16 protein-coding genes and 2 pseudogenes are annotated in these 18,299 nt (G+C 71.1%); 10 read left to right on the top strand and 8 right to left on the bottom strand.

The window, feature by feature from the left end:
• Nucleotides 1-105: 105 nt before the first annotated feature.
• Nucleotides 106-1,914, top strand: coding sequence for a 5'-nucleotidase C-terminal domain-containing protein (locus ABZT12_RS01300; RefSeq protein ID WP_356375322.1), 1,809 nt, complete (start codon nucleotides 106-108; stop codon nucleotides 1,912-1,914).
• 158 nt (nucleotides 1,915-2,072) lie between these two features.
• On the opposite strand, the gene ABZT12_RS01295 is transcribed toward ABZT12_RS01300, so the two are convergent.
• Both ABZT12_RS01295 and ABZT12_RS01290 read right to left on the bottom strand, forming a co-directional pair.
• Complete coding sequence (locus tag ABZT12_RS01295; protein ID WP_356375319.1) at nucleotides 2,073-2,381, bottom strand: TetR/AcrR family transcriptional regulator; 309 nt, start codon at nucleotides 2,379-2,381, stop codon at nucleotides 2,073-2,075.
• Nucleotides 2,382-2,437: 56 nt separating this feature from the next.
• Nucleotides 2,438-2,641 (bottom strand): annotated as a pseudogene (locus tag ABZT12_RS01290) (IS630 family transposase); the annotation flags it as partial.
• Between the two features lie 329 nt (nucleotides 2,642-2,970).
• Between ABZT12_RS01290 and ABZT12_RS01285 the strand changes: the two are divergent.
• The 3 genes and pseudogenes from ABZT12_RS01285 to ABZT12_RS01275 all read left to right on the top strand — a co-directional run.
• Nucleotides 2,971-3,744, top strand: a complete 774-nt coding sequence (locus tag ABZT12_RS01285; RefSeq protein ID WP_356375316.1) for a hypothetical protein — start codon at nucleotides 2,971-2,973, stop codon at nucleotides 3,742-3,744.
• 144 nt (nucleotides 3,745-3,888) lie between these two features.
• Nucleotides 3,889-4,179 carry a hypothetical protein gene (locus tag ABZT12_RS01280; RefSeq protein WP_356375313.1) on the top strand — a complete coding sequence of 97 codons (291 nt, stop codon included), beginning with the start codon at nucleotides 3,889-3,891 and terminating at the stop codon, nucleotides 4,177-4,179.
• Between the two features lie 82 nt (nucleotides 4,180-4,261).
• Nucleotides 4,262-4,440: pseudogene (locus tag ABZT12_RS01275) on the top strand (IS5/IS1182 family transposase); the annotation flags it as partial.
• 14 nt (nucleotides 4,441-4,454) lie between these two features.
• Here the strand turns inward: ABZT12_RS01275 and ABZT12_RS01270 are convergent.
• The 5 genes from ABZT12_RS01270 to ABZT12_RS01250 form a co-directional block, all read right to left on the bottom strand.
• A complete protein-coding gene (locus tag ABZT12_RS01270; protein WP_356375310.1) occupies nucleotides 4,455-4,649 on the bottom strand; it encodes a hypothetical protein in 195 nt (64 codons plus the stop codon).
• A 129-nt stretch (nucleotides 4,650-4,778) separates the two neighbouring features.
• Entirely contained in the window at nucleotides 4,779-5,429 is a 651-nt protein-coding gene (locus tag ABZT12_RS01265) for a hypothetical protein (RefSeq protein ID WP_356375307.1), read from the bottom strand.
• Between the two features lie 79 nt (nucleotides 5,430-5,508).
• Nucleotides 5,509-7,935, bottom strand: coding sequence for a dolichyl-phosphate beta-glucosyltransferase (locus ABZT12_RS01260; RefSeq protein ID WP_356375304.1), 2,427 nt, complete (start codon nucleotides 7,933-7,935; stop codon nucleotides 5,509-5,511).
• Nucleotides 7,932-8,633, bottom strand: a complete 702-nt coding sequence (locus tag ABZT12_RS01255; RefSeq protein WP_356376679.1) for a GntR family transcriptional regulator — start codon at nucleotides 8,631-8,633, stop codon at nucleotides 7,932-7,934. The genes ABZT12_RS01260 and ABZT12_RS01255 overlap by 4 nt, the downstream gene beginning before the upstream one ends.
• A gap of 161 nt (nucleotides 8,634-8,794) precedes the next feature.
• Entirely contained in the window at nucleotides 8,795-10,153 is a 1,359-nt protein-coding gene (locus tag ABZT12_RS01250; protein ID WP_356375301.1) for an aspartate aminotransferase family protein, read from the bottom strand.
• 238 nt (nucleotides 10,154-10,391) lie between these two features.
• Here ABZT12_RS01250 and ABZT12_RS01245 point away from each other — a divergent pair, with 238 nt between their 5' ends.
• Nucleotides 10,392-12,491 (top strand): protein kinase, encoded by a 2,100-nt coding sequence (locus ABZT12_RS01245; protein ID WP_356375298.1) that lies wholly within the window; start codon nucleotides 10,392-10,394, stop codon nucleotides 12,489-12,491.
• Here the strand turns inward: ABZT12_RS01245 and ABZT12_RS01240 are convergent, their stop codons facing one another.
• Nucleotides 12,492-13,244 carry an SLATT domain-containing protein gene (locus ABZT12_RS01240; protein ID WP_356375295.1) on the bottom strand — a complete coding sequence of 251 codons (753 nt, stop codon included), beginning with the start codon at nucleotides 13,242-13,244 and terminating at the stop codon, nucleotides 12,492-12,494. It abuts the gene before it with no gap.
• Between the two features lie 423 nt (nucleotides 13,245-13,667).
• On the opposite strand from ABZT12_RS01240, the gene ABZT12_RS01235 reads away from it, so the two are divergent.
• The 5 genes from ABZT12_RS01235 to ABZT12_RS01215 all read left to right on the top strand — a co-directional run bounded on the left by ABZT12_RS01235 (nucleotide 13,668) and on the right by ABZT12_RS01215 (nucleotide 17,876).
• Nucleotides 13,668-14,009, top strand: coding sequence for a YbaB/EbfC family nucleoid-associated protein (locus ABZT12_RS01235; protein WP_356375291.1), 342 nt, complete (start codon nucleotides 13,668-13,670; stop codon nucleotides 14,007-14,009).
• Between the two features lie 54 nt (nucleotides 14,010-14,063).
• Nucleotides 14,064-14,663 carry a recombination mediator RecR gene (gene recR / locus ABZT12_RS01230; RefSeq protein WP_356375288.1) on the top strand — a complete coding sequence of 200 codons (600 nt, stop codon included), beginning with the start codon at nucleotides 14,064-14,066 and terminating at the stop codon, nucleotides 14,661-14,663.
• Nucleotides 14,656-15,315 (top strand): DUF5063 domain-containing protein, encoded by a 660-nt coding sequence (locus ABZT12_RS01225; protein WP_356375285.1) that lies wholly within the window; start codon nucleotides 14,656-14,658, stop codon nucleotides 15,313-15,315. The genes recR and ABZT12_RS01225 overlap by 8 nt, the downstream gene beginning before the upstream one ends.
• A 201-nt stretch (nucleotides 15,316-15,516) precedes the next feature.
• The gene (locus ABZT12_RS01220; protein ID WP_356375282.1) at nucleotides 15,517-16,809 is read left to right on the top strand and encodes an aspartate kinase; all 1,293 of its coding nucleotides are present in this window, start codon (nucleotides 15,517-15,519) and stop codon (nucleotides 16,807-16,809) included.
• Nucleotides 16,809-17,876 carry an aspartate-semialdehyde dehydrogenase gene (locus ABZT12_RS01215; protein ID WP_356375278.1) on the top strand — a complete coding sequence of 356 codons (1,068 nt, stop codon included), beginning with the start codon at nucleotides 16,809-16,811 and terminating at the stop codon, nucleotides 17,874-17,876. Before ABZT12_RS01220 ends, ABZT12_RS01215 begins: the two co-directional genes overlap by 1 nt.
• The last annotated feature ends 423 nt before the right edge of the window (nucleotides 17,877-18,299 follow it).

The raw sequence follows: 18,299 nt of genomic DNA, 5'->3' as shown, positions 1-18,299 counted from the left end.
TTCTCGCGCGGGCAACGGGCGACCACGATCTACGCGTGTAGCCCGCCGCGTACGTCCCGCACGACTCCGCCGTAGCCCGAGCCATCCCAGCCCAGGAGAGCCCTTATGCCCGTCAATCCGTTGAACCGCCGGGAGTTCGTGAAGAAGTCGGCCGTGACCGGCGCGGCCGTCGCCGTCGCGGGGACGGCCGCGGCGACGCCGGCCGCGGCGGCCGACCGCCACGGGAAGCCCCAACCCAAGCCGAAGACCTGGTCGTTCTCCATCCTGGGCACCACCGACCTGCACAGTCACATCTTCGACTGGGACTACTACCGGGACGCCGCCTACTCCGACGCCAAGGGCAACTCCGTCGGCGTCGCCCGCGTCGCCACCCTCATCAAGCAGCAGCGCGAGGCGAAGGGTGAGGGGCGCGTCCTCCTCGTCGACGCCGGCGACATCATCCAAGGCACCTCCCTGGGCTACTACTTCGCGCGCGTGGACCCGATCACGAGCGGCGCCAGGCATCCGATGGCCACCGCCATGAACCACATGCGCTACGACGCCGCCGCCCTCGGCAACCACGAGTTCAACTACGGCATCGACGTCCTGCGCAAGTTCGAGCACCAGTGTCACTTCCCGCTGCTCGGCGCCAACGCCCTGGACGCCAAGACCCTGCGCCCCGCTTTCGCGCCGTACACCGTGAAGCGCATCCGGGTCCCCGGCGCCCCCGACATCAAGGTCGGCATCCTCGGCCTCACCAACCCGGGCATCGCGATCTGGGACCGGGACAACGTCAGCGGCAAGATGGTCTTCCCCGGCCTCGTCGAGCAGGCCAAGAAGTACGTGCCGCGCCTGCGCGCCCTCGGTTGCGACGTGGTCTTCCTCACCGACCACTCCGGCTTGGACGGCTCCTCCTCCTACGGCGACGAACTCCCCTACGTCGAGAACGCCTCCAACCTCGTCGCCGAGCAGGTCCCGGGCATCGACGCGATCCTCGTCGGCCACACCCACGTCGAGATCCCCTCCTACACCGTCAAGAACGAGAAGACCGGCGCGGACGTCCTGCTCTCCGAGCCGTACTGCTGGGGCTACCGCCTGAGCGTCTTCGACTTCGAACTCGAACTCGTCCGCGGCCAGTGGAAGGTCACCGGCAAGACGGCCCAGACCCTCAACCCGAACACCGTGGACGAGGACCCGGAGATCAAGAAGCTCCTGGAGGCCGACCACGAACTGGTGGTGAAGTACGTCAACACAACCGTCGGCACCTGCACCGCCGACCTCTCGGCGGCGGAGTCCTGCTGGAAGGACGTGCCGATCATGGACTTCATCCACGAGGTCCAGATGGCGGCGGTGAAGGCGGGCCTCTCCGCGTCCGACGCGGCGCTTCCGCTGATCTCGGTCGCCGCGCCCTTCTCCCGCACCGCCGACATCCCCGCCGGGAACGTCACCATCAAGGACATCGCCGGCCTCTACATCTACGACAACACCCTCTACGGGAAGAAGCTCACCGGCGCCCAGCTCAAGGACTACCTGGAGTACGCCGCGAAGTACTACCTCCGGGTGCCGGCCGGCACGAAGGTCGACACCGCGACGCTGACCAACGCCAACAGCTTCTGGGACTACATGTACGACACGGCGGCCGGTGTCTCCTACGACATCGACATCGCCCAGGCGGAGGGTTCGCGCATCAAGAACCTCACCTACAACGGCGCTGCGGTCGCCGACGACCAGGTCTTCGTGGTCGCGGTCAACAACTACCGTGCCAACGGCGGCAGCGGCTACCCGCACATCGCCTCGGCCGACATCGCCTACAGCTCCACCAACGAGATCCGCCAGCTGATGATCGACTACGTCACCTCGAAGGGGAGCCTGAACCCGGCCGACTTCGCGGCGGTCAACTGGAAGCTGACGCAGAACGGTACGCCGGTCTTCTGACCGACCTCACGGGCGGGCCGCCTCACGAGCGGGCCGCCGACGAGCGGGCGGGTCACCGGCACCACTCGGTGGCCCGCTCGGTCCATGTCCACAGAGGTTCCGTCGGATATCCGTCGGTGCAGGGTCCGTCGGGGTCCGTAGGGGGTCGGTCCGTCGCTTCAAGGTCCGTCGGGTCCCGCGTCCGGGGAGAACGGGGGCGTGCAGTCGGGGCAGGCGAGCGGCAGGCCGAGGCAGGCGTGCACGGCCTGGCTCAAGCACTCCGGTGCCGACGGTGGCCCCGGCACCTCCCGGGCCAGATCGAGCACGCGTCTCAACTCCCGCAGCGTGCTGTCCCGAAGCAGCACGTACGGTGTCGGCCAGTTCCGGTAGATGAACGGCCGGTTGGTGTCGGCCAGCCGCGCGATGTGCGTCACACCCGCGCGCCGGGGCCCGTGCGCTGCCAGCGCGTCCAGCGTCGCGCGGTACACGGTGGCCAGCGCGGGCGGTGCCTGGACAGGTCGTGAGCTGTGGTTTGCAGGGTTGTTCAGGCTGCCGTCGTGAGCGGGCGTCCGCCCCAGCGGATGCCTTTCTCGCTGCGGACGCGGGCGCGTTCCTTGCGTTCGGCGGCCAGGACGTCGCGGTGGCGGGCGTTGGCGTTGCGCCGGCGCAGGTAGGCGTGCAGGGCCCGGGTCTGCACGGTGTGGTTGGGATAGTTCGAGTTGGCGATGCTTTCCCTTCCGCAGCGGAGGACAGCGGTCCTCTTGCAGGACCGCGAAGGACGCGAGGGGGGAGGGGTGCGAGGCGGAAAGCGTGTCGGTTCAGCTGAAAGTGTCACGCTTTTTAGGGCGAGGGGTGGGGAGGGGGCGAGGAAGGTGCCCCCTCACGGCGAATCCACGGAAGCGTGCCGGGTGCTTCTCCTTCAGCATCCACTGGCGCGCGATGTCGCGCACGTCCTCATCGCGCTGATGGCGGACCTCGTGTATCCAATGATTCCGTCCAACTACCGAACCGCACGCGTACATCCCGGTCCCGGCCTTCGACGGTCTTACCTGGCCGCTGACTTGGCGTTACAGCCCGATGGTCCAAGGCCAGTTCGTCCACACCCGCCTCTCCTGGTGCGCGGTCGGCGTACTGACGTACCTATTGAGCCTCCCGGGCGAGGCCCGCGTCACCATCCGCACACTCGCCGACCAGCGCAAGGAGGGGCGGTCGCGGATCGCCGCCGCCCTGCATGAGCTGGAGGATTCGCGGTATCTGCGGCGGGTGGTGCGCAAGAACCCGGAGAGCGGCCAACTCTTCACCGTGTACGAGGTTTTCGACACTCCGTACGAGGATGGGCCGCCTGCGGGTGAAGAAGAGAAAGTCGAGAACCTGGCCTCCGGCGAGTTGGCCGACGCGCCGTCGGACGCTCTCCCTTCGGGAGAACAGACCAGGGAACAAGAACCGCCCTCCCCGCCGCCCGAGGCCGAGTTGAGCGAGCGCACGGCGCTCGCCGCGAAGCTGCTCGGCTCGCTGGGGCGTACCGAGCCCCGGCTCACGCTCGGCGCCGCCGACGCGGTGCGGCTCGCGCCGTTGGTCGAGGAATGGCGGGAGCGGGGCGCGACGAGCGCGCAGGTGCGGGCGGCCCCGACGGACGGGTTGCCGCGACGGATGTACTCGCCCGGGGCCATCGTCGAGAACCGGCCGCGGCGGAAGTGCCCGCCCGCTCCCATTCCCGCTCCCGCCGCCGCACCGGTCGCTACCGCCGGGGGCGAGTCGCGCAAGCCCGGCGCCACGGCGTACCGCGAGGCCGCGCGGCGGGGCGGCGAACTGGCCCGCGCCCTGTTGCAGGGGCGCCCCGCCCTCGCGTAGGCATCCCGCCCGACGGCCGAACCCGGCCTGTCCGCGGAGGTTCCTCTCGGGCTCACCATCGAACGGCAGGGGGCATTACGCGCATATCGGGCATATCATAAGGTCGTCCATCTGTGCACATCGACCAGAAGAAGGTGACTTGCGATGCGCATGATGCTGAGAGCGTCCATGGACACCGAGAAGGCGAGCGAGGCGGCCCAGCACGGCACCCTCGGGAAACTGGTCCAGGAGACCATGGAGCAGATCAAGCCCGAGGCGGCCTACTTCACCGCTGACGGCGGCAAGCGCACCGCCTTCCTGTTCTTCGACCTGGAGGACCCCTCCGACATCCCGTCGATCAGCGAGCCGCTCTTCCACAACCTGGGCGCCGAGCTGACCTACACCCCGGTGATGACCCCGGAGGACGTCGAGAGAGGCCTCGCCAAGACCCGCTAGGACCTGTCCGGTCGATCATGTGACTGCTATTTCGGCCCCTTTTGACGCGGGGGTCGGCGGTCGGCGGTGGGACGGTGCGCGCGGACGCCCTGCCGGCAGTAGCCGCGGCGCCCAGAACCGCCTGAAGAAGCGCAACACCATGGAGCGGGCGATCAACCGCTGGAAACAGTTCCGAGCCGTCGCCACCGCTACGACAAGCGCGGCTACGTCTACCTCGGCACCGCGACAGCGGCAGCCCTCACCGTCCGGCTACGCATGTGATCGACCGGACAGGTCTAGTCGGCGGCAGCGAAAGCGAGAACAGTCCTCTTTTTGAAGACGCCGTGCTCTTTTGAGCTGGCCAGAGTCCATCCGGCCGCTTCGATGGCCGCCTGCACCTTGGCGACGTCTTGTCCTGCCGGCACGTGCCGGATCAGCATGACGTCGCCGTTCCGACGTGCCGCCAGGGCCTGATGATCCATCTCTGTCATGGTGCCCCCTCTGCTTCGCAAGGGGTCGCAGTGTCGCGCATGACCCGCCCGTCCGGGTGCGATTCGCAGAACTTGCCGACGACAGCGACCGAACGGCCTGTACGGCTCGCATGATCGACCGGACAGGTCCTAGCTGAACACGATCATCGAGCCCTGGGCCAGGCTGCGTGTCGCCGCCGCGTGCAGGCTCAGCCAGACGTGGCGCTCGCGGGCGAAGGGGCTGGGGTCGTACGGTGCGGGGCCGGCCGGCTCCTCCAACTCCGTGGGCGCCGACGGCGGTTCGGGGGCCGCCGGGGGGTTCGCCGGGTCGATGCCGATCGAGGGGGCGACCACCATCAGCTCGCGGAGCAGGGCTTGGGAGGAGCCCAAGGGGCCGCCGCCCGCGAGGAGTTCGTCGTTGGCGAGCGGGTGGGGGAAGTCGACCGGGACGTAGGCGCCCGCGTGGTCGTAGTGCCAGACCAGGTGGGACTGCTGTGCCGTCGCCTCGAACATCTCCAGCAACTGCTCGTAGTCGCCGCCCAGTTCGTCCACGGGGGTCACCGGCAGTCCGCAGACCTGGAGCAGGTACGCCCGGCGCAGGAAGTGCAGCGCGTCGTAGTCGAACCCGGCCACCGGGGCCACCTCGCCGGAGAGGCCCGGCATGTACTGGTACACCGGCACCGGCGGGAGCCCGGCCTCGGCGAGCAGCGAGTTGTAGAGCGCGAGTTCGTCGGCGAAGGGGTTGTCGGGGGTGTGGCACAGGATGTCCACGAGCGGGACCAGCCACAGGTCACAGGCCAAAAGAGGGCTCCTTGAGTACTCACTGCGCAGCGTGGTGTTCGCATGGTGGTCAAGGAAGCGTAGTCGGTGCGGCCCCGGCCTAGCTCCCCCTGTGCAGGTCCCATACCCACACCCCGTCCACCCACGTGCCGGGACGGCCCACGAGCTGGTCCAGGGCCGAGCGGAGCTTGTCGTCGTGGGGCTGCGGCGCGAGCACCACCGCACCCGCGTGCCAGAACGCGAAGTCCGCCTTCGCCTGGGCCCGCCAGTTCGTGCCGATCGTCGGGACGACGCCGGTGTAGCGGATGTCCCGCAGCAGGTTGGAGGTGTACCGGGGCGATGCGCCGTAGATGCCGACGCGGTCGGGGCCGTAGGGGCCGTTGAAGTAGCCGCCGGGGACCTTGAAGCCGAGGCCGGCGGCGGTCTGCCAGTGCAGGGCCTCCGCGGCGCCGGGGTCGGGCAGCGGCACCGGGACGAGGGACTCGTCGGCGCGGACGTACGACTTGTAGGTGCCGTCCGTGATGAACGCGGGCACCGCCGCCCGGTCCACGGCCTTCAGCGGCGCGGGGATCAGGGGGAGCAGGGACAGGCAGACGGCGAGCAGGCCGACGTACTGCGTGCCCATCTCGCGGGTCGCCGCGAGCCGGTCGACGGCGATCGCGAGCAGCATGCCCAGGGCCGGCGCGCACACCATCGCCACCCGGCCCTCGATCACCGACTCGAAGAGTGGCCGGTGGGCCAGCAACGCCCAGGGGCCGGGGTAGACGGTGTGCGTGAGCGGGATCTGGAACGTCGGCCCCAGGGAGAGCACCGCCGCCCCGGCCGCGGTGAACGCCAGCGCCCTGACCACCGGCCGCTCCCACAGCCGTACGACGATCGCGAAGGCGAGGGCGGCGAGCGGCCAGCCGTAGAAGGCGTTCTGCTCGGTGGGGTTGGGGGAGAGGTCGTTGGCGCGGGCCGCGTTGCCCGCCATCATCGAGCGCTCGGCGAAGGAGAGCAGGGCGAGGGGGCTGTTGCCGGAGTTGTCACCGTGCAGGACGCTGCGATAGCTCTGCGGTCCCGCGAACTGGTAGTAGAGCGGGATCAGGACGATCGGCGCGCAGACCGCCGCCGCCACCCCCAGCCCCTTGAGCAGCGGACGCCAGGCGGCTCCGCACACGTCCCGGCGGACGACCGCGTAGGCCGCCGCGAAGAGCACCATGCCGATCGACGCCAGGAGCAGGGGTTCCTCGCCGAGGAAGACCTGGTAGGCCACCATCAGGCCGAGCACGACCCCGTCCCGTACGACCCTGGTGCCCGCGCACAGCCGCAGGGCGCGGTCGATGATCAGCGGCATCATGAAAAGGATCACGAAGTTGGGGTGCGCGTTGGCGTGGCTGACCATCGGCGGGGCGAAGGCCGCGAGGGAGGCACCGACGAAGGCGGCGGCCCGCTGGCGTACGACGCGCTTCACGATCAGCCAGTACCAGGCGGCGGCGGTCGCGGCCAGGCCGAACGCCATGCAGACGCTGAGGGCGACCGCCGGGCCGGCCAGCAGGGTGAGCGGCGTGAACGGCACGGACAGGCCGAGCATGACCGTGTTGGCCATCAGGTTCACGCCGTCGGGGAACCCCTGGAGATCGCTGAAGAACGGGTTGTGGAGGTGGGCCACGTTGTGCGCGGTGACCGCGAAGAACCACTCCCACTGGTTCTGGTCCTGGAGGGAGTCCACCAGATAGCGGTGGGCCGGGTCGAAGAAGCGGCCCGAGTAGAGCGCCACCGACATCAGCAGGAAGAGGACGGGGACCAGGGCGTCGACGGGGCGCACGGAGCGGGCGCGCAGGCGGCCGAGTTCGGTGAGGACGCGGGCGTAGTCGAGCGGCCGTACCTTCGAGCCGCTCTGGTGGGCCCAGCGCACCGGGACCTCGGCGATCGGCCGGCCGGAGCGGTGGAAGTGCTGGAGGACCTCGACGTCTATGCCCCAGCCGTTGAGCCGGGAGGCGGCGAAGGCCTCGCGGGCGTGGTCGCCGTCGAACAGCTTGAAGCCGCACTGGGTGTCGCGTATGCCGGGTACCGCGGCCGCGCGTATGAGGAAGTTGCCGGCCCGGCCCAGCAGTTCACGCAGCCGGTGCTGGCGGCTCTCGATGGTCGCGCCGGGCACCGAGCGGGAGCCGATCGCGGCCGTGTGTCCCTCGCCGAGCGCCTTGTCGAGTTTCTCCAACTCCTCGATGGGCGCGGCCAGATCGGCGTCCGTGACGAGTACCCGGCCGCCGCGCGAGGCGGCGACACCGAGGCGCAGGGCGTGGCCCTTGCCGCGGTTGCGGGGGCTGGTGACCAGGTGCACACGGGCGTCGTCGCGGGCGGTGACGACGTCCCGGGTGCCGTCGGTGGAACCGTCGTCGGCGACGACGACCTCCCACGCGCCGAAACGGCCCTCGTTGGCGTGCAGATAGGCGGTGATCGCGTCGAGGGTGGGCCCGAGCCGCCGCTCCTCGTTGAAGGCGGGCACGACGACGCTCAGGTCGACGGCCTCCGTCGCAGCGGTCACCAGGCGGCCAGCCGCTCGATGAGAGCGAGGGAGTGCCGGTTGTACGCGGCGACGACGGCCCGTGCCGTCGTGGTGTCCCGGCGCGCCAGGGAGTCGACCAACTCGGTGTGTTCGGACCAGAGTTGGCCGCGCAGATCGGTCAGCCGGCGCAGCTGCTGCACCATGCACACCCAGGACTGCACGCGCAGCCGGTGCAGGAAGTCGGCGAGATAGGCGTTGCCGAACAGGGCGCCCAACTCGCGCCAGAACCGCAGGTCGTAGCCGATCAGCACGGTGAGATCACCGGCCACGGCGGCGCGTTGGGCCTCCTCGCCGCGGCGCCGGACGCCGGCGAGGGCGGCGACCATCCGGGGGTCCTCGACGCGGTCTAAGGCGGGGTGGCTCTCGACGAGGGCGAGGAACATGCCGTCGGTGACCAGGCTGCGGGCCTCGATCATGCCCCGGTAGTCGTCGGCCGAGTACTCGTGCACGCGGAAGCCGCGGTGCTGGTCGGCCTCCAGCAGGCCCTGCGCGGAGAGTTCGACGAGTGCCTCACGGACCGGGGTCGCGGAGACGCCGTACTGCTCCGCGATCTCCTTCACCGTGAACTCCTGGCCCGGCTGAAGCCGTCCCGCCAGCGCTTCGTCGCGGAGAGCGTCGGCGATCTGCTGCCGCAGGGTGCTGCGGGTCACGGCGCCGTTGCCGCTGCTGCCGGGCATGGTCGGAGCGTCTCCCTCGTCGCGTTCGATGGCGTACTCGCATATGACTACGAGCACGCCACCTTACGCGTTCGAACTCCCGCCCTGCCCGGATCCGGGCACCGGCCGCGGCACACCGCCGATGCCCGGATCGGGGCACCGGCCGCGGCACCCCGCCGGGCCTACGCCCGCGTGTACTCGTCCGCGACGGAGAGCGCCGTGTCCAGGGCGGCGAGGCCCTCCTTCAGTTCGGCCTCGCTCACGTTGCACGGCGGGACGACGTGGAAGCGGTTCATGTTGATGAAGGGCCACAGGCCGTGCTGTTTCGCGGCGGCACCGAACGCCGCCATGGGCGTGTTCGCCTCGCCCGTCGCGTTGTACGGCACCAGCGGCTCGCGCGTCGCACGGTCGCGGACGAGTTCGACGGCCCAGAACATGCCGACGCCGCGCACCTCGCCGACGCTCGGGTGCCGGTCGGCCAGGGCGCGCAGCGCCGGTTCGACGACCCGGGCGCCCAGGTCCGCGGCGTTGTCGACGATGCCCTCGTCGGCCATCACGTTGATCGTCGCGACGGCGGCGGCACACGCCAGGGGGTGCCCGGAGTACGTCAGTCCGCCCGGGTAGGGGCGGGTGGCGAAGGTGTCGGCGATCGCGCCGGAGATGGCGACACCGCCGAGCGGCACGTACCCGCTGTTGACCCCCTTGGCGAAGGTCATCAGGTCGGGGGTGACGTCGAACAGGTCGGCCGCGAACCACTCACCGGTCCGCCCGAACCCGGCCATCACCTCGTCCAGCACGAAGACGATCCCGTACTTGTCGCAGATCTCCCGCACCCCGGCGAGATAGCCGGGCGGCGGAACCATGATCCCGGCCGTGCCCGGGATCGTCTCCAGCACGATCGCGGCGACGGTGCCCGGTCCCTCGAAGGCGATCGTCGTCTCCAGGTGTTCGAGCGCCCGCTCGCACTCCTGCGCCTCGGTCTCCGCGTAGAACCGGGAACGGTAGAGGAAGGGCGCCCAGAAGTGCACGACCCCGGCCGCGCCGCTGTCACTGGCCCAGCGGCGCGGGTCGCCGGTGAGGTTGATCGCCTGCTGGGTGCCGCCGTGGTAGGAGCGGTACGCCGACAGCACCTTGGGCCGGCCGGTGTGCAGCCGGGCCATGCGGAGGGCGTGCTCGATCGCGTCCGCGCCCCCGTTGGTGAAGAAGATCTTGTCCAGGTCGCCCGGCGTCCGCTCGGCGATCAGCCGGGCCGCCTCCGAGCGGGACTCGACCGCGAAGGCGGGCGCGAAGGTGGCCAGCGTCGCGGCCTGCTCCTGGATCGCGGCGACGACCTTCGGGTGCTGGTAGCCGATGTTCGTGAAGACGAGCCCGCTGGTGAAGTCCAGGTAGCGCTTGCCGTCGTAGTCCCAGAAGTACGAGCCCTCCGCGCCGGCGACGGCGAGCGGGTCGATGAGTTCCTGGGCGGACCAGGAGTGGAAGACGTGCGCGCGGTCCGCGGCCTTCACGGCGGCGCCGGCCCGGGGATTCGGCTGAGGGGTCATGCGGGTGAGCGTAAATGTCCGCGATGCGGAAACGGAATCGGCGGTCTGTCTGCGGTCACCGGGATTCGTCGACAGGTTGTCGGGGGTGGCGCGGTACGGAGCCCGGCGGGGGCCCGGCCGGGGCGGGCCGCCTGTTACGGAACCGTGGAGATCGCCCGGCTCACCCGGTGACGTCCCCGCACTATTCTCGCTCTGTCGCACAGGCGCGTATCGGGGGATTCGGGGAGGCGGCGCGGTCGTGGACAAGCTGGAGACGGGGGACCCGCACCGGATCGGCGGGTACCGGCTGCTCGCGCGGCTCGGCGCCGGCGGCATGGGCCGGGTCTACCTGGCCAGGTCGGACCGGGGGCGCACGGTCGCCGTCAAGCTGGTGCGCCGGGAACTGGCCGCGCGGGAGGAGTTCCGGGCACGGTTCCGGCAGGAGGTCGCCGCCGCGCGGCGGGTCGGCGGGTACTGGACGGCGCCCGTCCTCGACGCGGACACCGAGGCGGACGTGCCGTGGGTGGCGACCGGGTACGTGGCCGGCCCCAGCCTCCAGGAGATCGTCGGCCACGATCACGGGGCGCTGCCCGAACGGTCGGTACGGATCCTCGCGGCCGGACTCGCCCACGCGCTCCGGGACATCCACGCCGCCGGGCTGATCCACCGCGACCTCAAGCCGTCCAACGTGCTCCTGACCATCGACGGGCCGCGGGTCATCGACTTCGGGATCGCGCGGGCCCTGGAGACGGCGGACGGGGACGGGCTCACCCGCACCGGCTCGCTCGTCGGATCGCCCGGTTTCATGGCCCCCGAGCAGGTACGGGGCGACCGGGTCACCCCCGCGTGCGACGTCTTCTGCCTCGGCTCCCTCCTCGTCTACGCGGCGACCGGCACGCTGCCGTTCGGCACCGCCGACAGCAGCGTCCACGCGCTGATGTTCCGCATCGCCCAGGAGGAACCCGACCTCACCGGCGTCCCCGAGAGCATCGCGGACCTGGTCCGCGACTGCCTCCGCAAGGCCCCCGCCGCCCGCCCCACCCCGGACCACATCCTGACCCGCACCGGCGCGGAGGACACGGTCTCGGGAGGCCGCGCCCACGACCCCTGGCTCCCCGCCTCCCTCGTCGCCCAACTGGGCCGCCACGCCGTGCACTTGCTGAACACGGAGGACCCGCCGGGCGAGGCGGGGACGGAACCGGCGGAAACGGAACCGGCGGGGACGGAGCCAGCGGGGACGGAGCCGGCGGGGACGCGACCCGTGCCAGAGACGACCGAGCCCGACACGTCCTCCACCACAGCGGCGGCCCAAGTCCCCGACCCACGAACCGAGTTCGGCCCGGCCCCCGGGGACCCGACGACCACCGCCCACCCGACGACCACCGCCCCGGCCTCCGGTCCCGCCCCGGTCTTCGGTCCCGGCGGGGAACCGCCCCCTGGCGAGGCATCCCGCGAGACATTTCCCCACGCGTCCCCCTATGCCTCCCCCCACGCGTCCCCCGAGCACGGGCCCCTCCCCGAGGACCTCCCCGCCGTAGCGGCCCCGCAGGGATTCGCCGAGCAGGCTCCGGCAGGGAAGCAGGGGAGCACGTTCCGCGGATACGAGGCCACGGTGGTCCCGGGCGCGGCCGGGGGAGGAGCGGCAGCGGGGGAGCGGCCGGCGGGCGGCAGCCCCCCGTACGGGGCCGCGCGGCAGCACCCCCAGCCCGGCCGCGGCCACGGATATCCGCCGCGGGACCCGCGACCCGCCGCCTACGGGTATCCGTACGGCGGTGCCGCCTCGGACGAGGACCCGCGCCGGAGCGGGCGGTCCACCGCGCTGCTGGTCGTCGTCGCCGTGGTCGTCGCGCTCGGCTCGGGCGGGTCGGTCTACGCGCTGCTGCACGACGGCGGCGAGACCCACGACGGCGGCCGTACGACCGTCTCGAAGAGCCCCGCCACCACCGCGCCGCCCGCGTCCCCCACCGGCCCCGAGGACGCGAACGCCGCGCCGTCGTCCACCGGGACCGTCGGCGCCGGCGTGCCCAACGCCTATCTGGGGAGCTGGAGTTCGGTCATCGACAACGCCGCCGGGCACAACACCCGCCGACTCACCATCCGCCAGGGCAAGGTGGGCGAGGACGTCCTCACGCTCGTCGCCGAAGGGCCCTCGTACCACTGCGAGTTCGCGGCCGAGCTGACCCAACAGCCCACTTCTAACGGCCCGTTGGAGTTCGGGGCCTCGAACGTCACCTCGGGCACACCGCCCTCCTCGTGCACCCCCGGCCGGCCGACCGAGATCAGCCTGCTGGCGGACGGCACGCTCCAGCGCGTCGACACGACCGACGGGGAGGAGCTGACGTACACGAGGTCGGGGTGATCACCGTGGCTCCGGCGGCCGTTGCCGGGGCATGTTCGGGCGGGTGCCCGGCCCCGGCGGCATCGGGAACCGCCCCTGCACGACCGACCCCTCCGGCCGCCCCTGGACCGGCAGCGCCGACTGGAGGCCGAGCGGCGCCGAACCGGTCCGGAACTCCACCATCCACTCCGCCGTCTCGACCCGCATGAGTTCCGTGACGTCCTCCGAGAACCGGCGCAGCACCCCGACGCACCGCTCGGCGGCCTCGCCCGCCGTGCCGTCGGCCGGCCCGAGCACCTCCCGGACGCTCTCCGACGCCCAGTCGAACTGGAGCATCTGGAGCCGCCGTTGCACGGCCTGGGCCGTGGCCACGTCCCGCATCCACCCCGACGTCAGCCCGAAGAACCGGTCCCCGGTCACACACGCCACCGCGAGCAGCAGCGCCAGATACCCCCAGGCGGCGACCCCGCCCACCAGCCCGGTCAGGCCGAGCAGCGGCAGCGTCGCGCCCGTCACCGCACCCAGCGCCGCGCCCGCGCGCAGCGCCCGCGCCCCCCGCCGCTTCCACGCCCGGTCCGCGAGGTACCAGGCCGCCGTCTCCAGCGCCCCCCGCTCCACCCACCGGTACAGCTCGTCCAGCCGCTGGGCCGGCTCGCCCCAGTCCCCGGGCGGGAACGCCCGCCCGGTCAGATCGCCCGGCCGCAGCCCGGCCGCGCCCTCGCCCCGCCCGTCCTTCTGCGGCGGTCCCTCGGGCTGCATCTCCGGCTGACCCACCCGGCACTCCCTACTGATCACGACTGACTACGACCCCTGCGACCCGCCGCGCCACCGACTGCGGTAAACCGCGACAAAACGTGACCGATCGCGACCGGCTACGGCCCACTGCGACCAGCTGTGACCGGCTACGACCCGCTGCGCGCGGTGACGTGGTGTGACATCTGACGCTGACGTGCGGCCCCCTTCCTACCGCCCAATGGGTGGCTAAGGCCCTGGTTTCGCCACTTTTCCTCCCGGACATGGGTCTTGATCAGGTATAGGACTCGGCAACATCTCACTCGAAAGAGTGCTGGGGCGACGGCAGCCGGGAACACGTAGGCTCGTGCCAGGCGGAACAAGCCGCCCGGACAGCCGTCCGGAAAGCCGCGCGGACACCCGCGCGGCAGCAGTACGGACAGCCTTACGAACCAGGAGCTGATCGTGATTCCCGGTGGTGGCCAGCCCAACATGCAGGAGCTGCTCCAGCAGGCCCAGAAGATGCAGCAGGACCTGGCCAGGGCGCAGGAGGAGCTGGCGCGTACGGAGGTCGAAGGACAGGCGGGCGGCGGCCTGGTGCAGGCCACCGTCACCGGCTCCGGCGAACTGCGCGCGCTGAGGATCGACCCGAAGGCGGTCGACCCCGACGACACGGAGACCCTCGCCGACCTGGTCGTCGCGGCCGTCCAGGCGGCCAACGAGAACGCGCAGACCCTCCAGCAGCAGAAGCTCGGCCCGCTGGCGCAGGGCCTGGGCGGCGGCGGTATTCCCGGCCTGCCTTTCTAAGACGGGGCGCGGCCAACTACCGTACGCAGAGAAAGACTCCAGGAAGGCAGTCCGTTGTACGAAGGCGTGGTCCAGGACCTCATCGACGAATTGGGGCGGCTCCCCGGCGTCGGTCCCAAGAGCGCGCAGCGGATCGCCTTCCACATCCTCCAGACGGAGCCGACGGACGTGCGACGGCTCGCGCACGCCCTCCTTGAGGTGAAGGCCAAGGTCCGCTTCTGCGCGACCTGCGGCAACGTCGCCCAGGAGGAGCTGTGCGGGATCTGCCGCGACCCGCGCCGCGACCTCACCGTCATCTGTGTGGTGGAGGAGCCGAAGGACGTGGTCGCGGTCGAGCGGACGCGTGAGTTCCGGGGCAAGTACCACGTCCTGGGCGGCGCGATCAGCCCGATCGAGGGCGTCGGCCCCGACGACCTGCGGATCAGGGAGCTGCTGGCCCGGCTCGCGGACGGCACGGTGACCGAGCTGATCCTGGCCACGGACCCGAATCTCGAAGGCGAGGCGACGGCCACGTACCTCGCCCGCATGATCAAACCCATGGGCCTCAAGGTCACCCGCCTGGCCAGCGGCCTCCCAGTGGGCGGCGACCTGGAATACGCGGACGAGGTGACTCTCGGCCGCGCCTTCGAGGGGAGACGACTCCTAGATGTCTGACGCCACGCTGCATGCCACGAGCCAGGACCCGGACGACTTCGCGGTCCAGATCGCGGACCAGGTCGAGAGCTTCCTCGTCGCGGTGACCGAGGTGGCGAAGGGCGACGAGCCGGACTCGGCCGTGCCCTTCCTCCTCCTCGAGGTCTCCCAGCTGCTCCTGGCCGGTGGCCGGCTCGGCGCGCACGAGGACATCGTCCCGGACGATCGCTACGAGCCCGATCTGGGCCCGGAGCCGGACGCCGACGAGATCCGCGAGCGGTTCGCGACGCTGCTGGAGCCGGTCGACGTGTACTCGGAGGTCTTCGACCCCTACGAGCCGAGCAAGGCCCGGGTGGCCGCCCGTATCTCCGACGACCTCGCGGACGTCATCGCCGACCTGCGCCACGGCATGGCCCACTACCGCGCCGGCCGCACCACCGAGGCCCTGTGGTGGTGGCAGTTCTCCTACTTCTCCAACTGGGGCTCCACCGCGTCCGCGACCCTGCGCGCCCTCCAGTCGCTCGTCGCCCACGTCCGCCTCAACCAGCCCCTGGAGGAGCTGGACGGCCTCGACACCGACCAGGACCTCGGCGACGACGCGCTGGAGTCGGAGGCGGGCAAGGTCATGGCCGAGGAGATCGCGGAACCGCTGGGGCTGCGCACGGTGCAGTGACCCCGCGCACGGTCCGCGCGCGGGACGCGGCCGGGGCAGGCCCGTCGCCGGGGCGGCCCGGAATCCCCGGTGATCACGGAGTGAGCGGGACATCTCACGATGTGGTAGCCCCCGGGTGGATTCCGGCCGCTCGTTAGACTGAGCCCGACCGCGGTACATCTGCGTACGTGCGGAAAGAGACGGATTGAGCGAGGAGCGCACGTGGGCCTTGTCGTGCAGAAGTACGGAGGCTCCTCCGTAGCCGATGCCGAGGGCATCAAGCGCGTCGCCAAGCGGATCGTGGAAGCGAAGAAGAACGGCCACCAGGTCGTCGTCGTCGTTTCCGCGATGGGCGACACGACGGACGAGCTGATCGATCTCGCCGAACAGGTGTCACCGATGCCCGCCGGGCGCGAGTTCGACATGCTGCTGACCGCCGGGGAGCGTATCGCCATGGCGCTGCTGGCCATGGCGATCAAGAACCTGGGCCATGAGGCCCAGTCGTTCACCGGCAGCCAGGCAGGCGTCATCACCGACTCGGTCCACAACAAGGCGCGGATCATCGACGTCACCCCGGGCCGCATCCGCACCGCGCTGGACGAGGGCAACATCGCCATCGTCGCCGGGTTCCAGGGTGTCAGCCAGGACAAGAAGGACATCACCACGCTCGGCCGCGGCGGCAGCGACACCACCGCCGTCGCCCTCGCCGCCGCGCTCGACGCCGAGGTGTGCGAGATCTACACCGACGTCGACGGTGTGTTCACCGCCGACCCGCGGGTGGTGAAGAAGGCGCGGAAGATCGACTGGATCGCCTTCGAGGACATGCTGGAGCTGGCCGCGTCCGGCTCCAAGGTGCTGCTCCACCGCTGTGTGGAGTACGCCCGCCGTTACGACATCCCGATCCACGTGCGGTCCAGTTTCAGCGGGCTCCAGGGCACCTGGGTCAGCAGCACGCCGCCCGTCCGCAGGACACAGCAGCAAGGGGACCAGAAGGTGGAGCAGGCCATCATCTCCGGTGTCGCGCACGACACCTCCGAGGCCAAGGTCACGGTCGTCGGCGTGCCGGACAAGCCGGGCGAGGCCGCCGCGATCTTCCGCGCCATCGCCGACGCCGCGGTCAACCTCGACATGATCGTGCAGAACGTCTCCGCGGCCTCCACCGGCCTCACGGACATCTCCTTCACCCTCCCCAAGACCGAGGGGCGCAGGGCGATCGACGCCCTGGAGAAGGCGAAGCTCACGATCGGCTTCGAGTCGCTGCGCTACGACGACCAGATCGGCAAGATCTCCCTGGTCGGCGCCGGCATGAAGACCAACCCGGGCGTCACCGCCGCCTTCTTCGAGGCGCTCACCGACGCGGGCGTGAACATCGAGCTGATCTCGACCTCCGAGATCCGTATCTCGGTGGTCACCCGCGCCGACGACGTCTCGGAGGCCGTCCGCGCCGTGCACACCGCCTTCGGGCTCGACTCCGACAGCGACGAGGCCGTCGTCTACGGGGGCACCGGCCGCTGATGGCCCCCACCGGACAGACCGGGCGCCCGACGCTCGCGGTCGTCGGCGCGACGGGGGCCGTCGGCACGGTCATGCTCCAGATCCTGTCCCAGCACGCGGACATCTGGGGCGAGATCCGGCTGATCGCCTCCCCGCGCTCGGCCGGCCGCAAGCTGACCGTGCGCGGCGCCCAGGTCGAGGTGGCGGCCCTCACGGAGGACGCCTTCGACGGGGTCGACGTCGCCATGTTCGACGTACCCGACGAGGTCGCCGCGGAGTGGGCGCCGGTCGCCGCCGCCCGGGGCGCGGTCGTTATCGACAACTCGGGCGTCTTCCGCATGGACCCGGACGTGCCCCTGGTGGTGCCCGAGGTCAACCCGCACATGGCGCGGGTCCGGCCGCGCGGGATCATCGCCAACCCCAACTGCACCACCCTGTCGATGATCGTCGCCCTGGGCGCGCTGCACGCCGAGTTCGGGCTGCGCGAGCTGGTCGTCTCCTCCTACCAGGCGGTGAGCGGGGCCGGCCGCGCGGGCGTCGACACCCTGCGCCGGCAGCTGGCCCTCGTCTCCGGTACGGAACTGGGCACCAAACCCGGCGACCTGCGGCGGGCGGTCGGTGACGACACCGGGCCGTTCCCGGAGCCGGTCGCGCTGAACGTCGTACCGTGGGCCGGTTCGCTGCGTGCCGACGGCTGGTCGTCGGAGGAGATGAAGGTGCGGGAGGAGTCCCGCAAGATCCTCGGGCTGCCCCGGCTGCCGGTCGCCGTGACCTGTGTACGCGTACCGGTCGTCACCACCCACTCGTTGACCGTGCACGCCCGCTTCCAGGGCGAGGTCACCGTCGCCGGGGCCCGGGAGACGCTCGCCACCGCGCCGGGTGTCGTCCTCTTCGACGATCCGGCGGCCGGCGAGTTCCCCACCCCCGCCGACGTGGTCGGCACCGACCCCACCTGGGTGGGCCGGGTGCGGCGCGCGCTGGACGATCCGACCGCGCTGGAGCTCTTCGTGTGCGGGGACAACCTACGCAAGGGGGCGGCCCTCAACACCGCCCAGATCGCCGAGCTGGTCGCCGCCGAGCGGCCGTGAGGAGCGGCGGCGCGGCGGCTGTCGCGCGCGGCGCGTCCGCGGCCCGTCCGTAGTTCGTCCGCGGCCAGGTCGCATACTTCAGCGGCTCGTCGGCCGCCCGTCGGCGGCCCGTCCGGCGAGAAAAAGTCCTGGCCCGGGGCCGATTCGTTTGTAAGATCTGTGTGAGACGGTGGCCGGACCGATGGTCGGACCACTTGATACACGCCGTTCCGCGTCCGAAGATTTTTCTCCCCGCCCCCCGCAACCGAACGGGGTGCGGGGAGCGTCTTTGCGAACGCTCTTAAAGGGGACGTGCAGACGCTCTGGGGCGTGGGGACGCCCCGGTCGTTCAGGACACAGGGGAAGAGCGGGTAGGCATGAGGGCGTTCGACGCACTGACGGTTGCGCTGCCTGGAAGAGGGCGGGGGCCCGGTCCGACCGACA

It is taken from the genome of Streptomyces sp. NPDC005423 (genome assembly GCF_040606415.1).
GTDB lineage: Bacteria > Actinomycetota > Actinomycetes > Streptomycetales > Streptomycetaceae > Streptomyces.
This window is presented reverse-complemented; position numbering and strand designations above follow the sequence as displayed.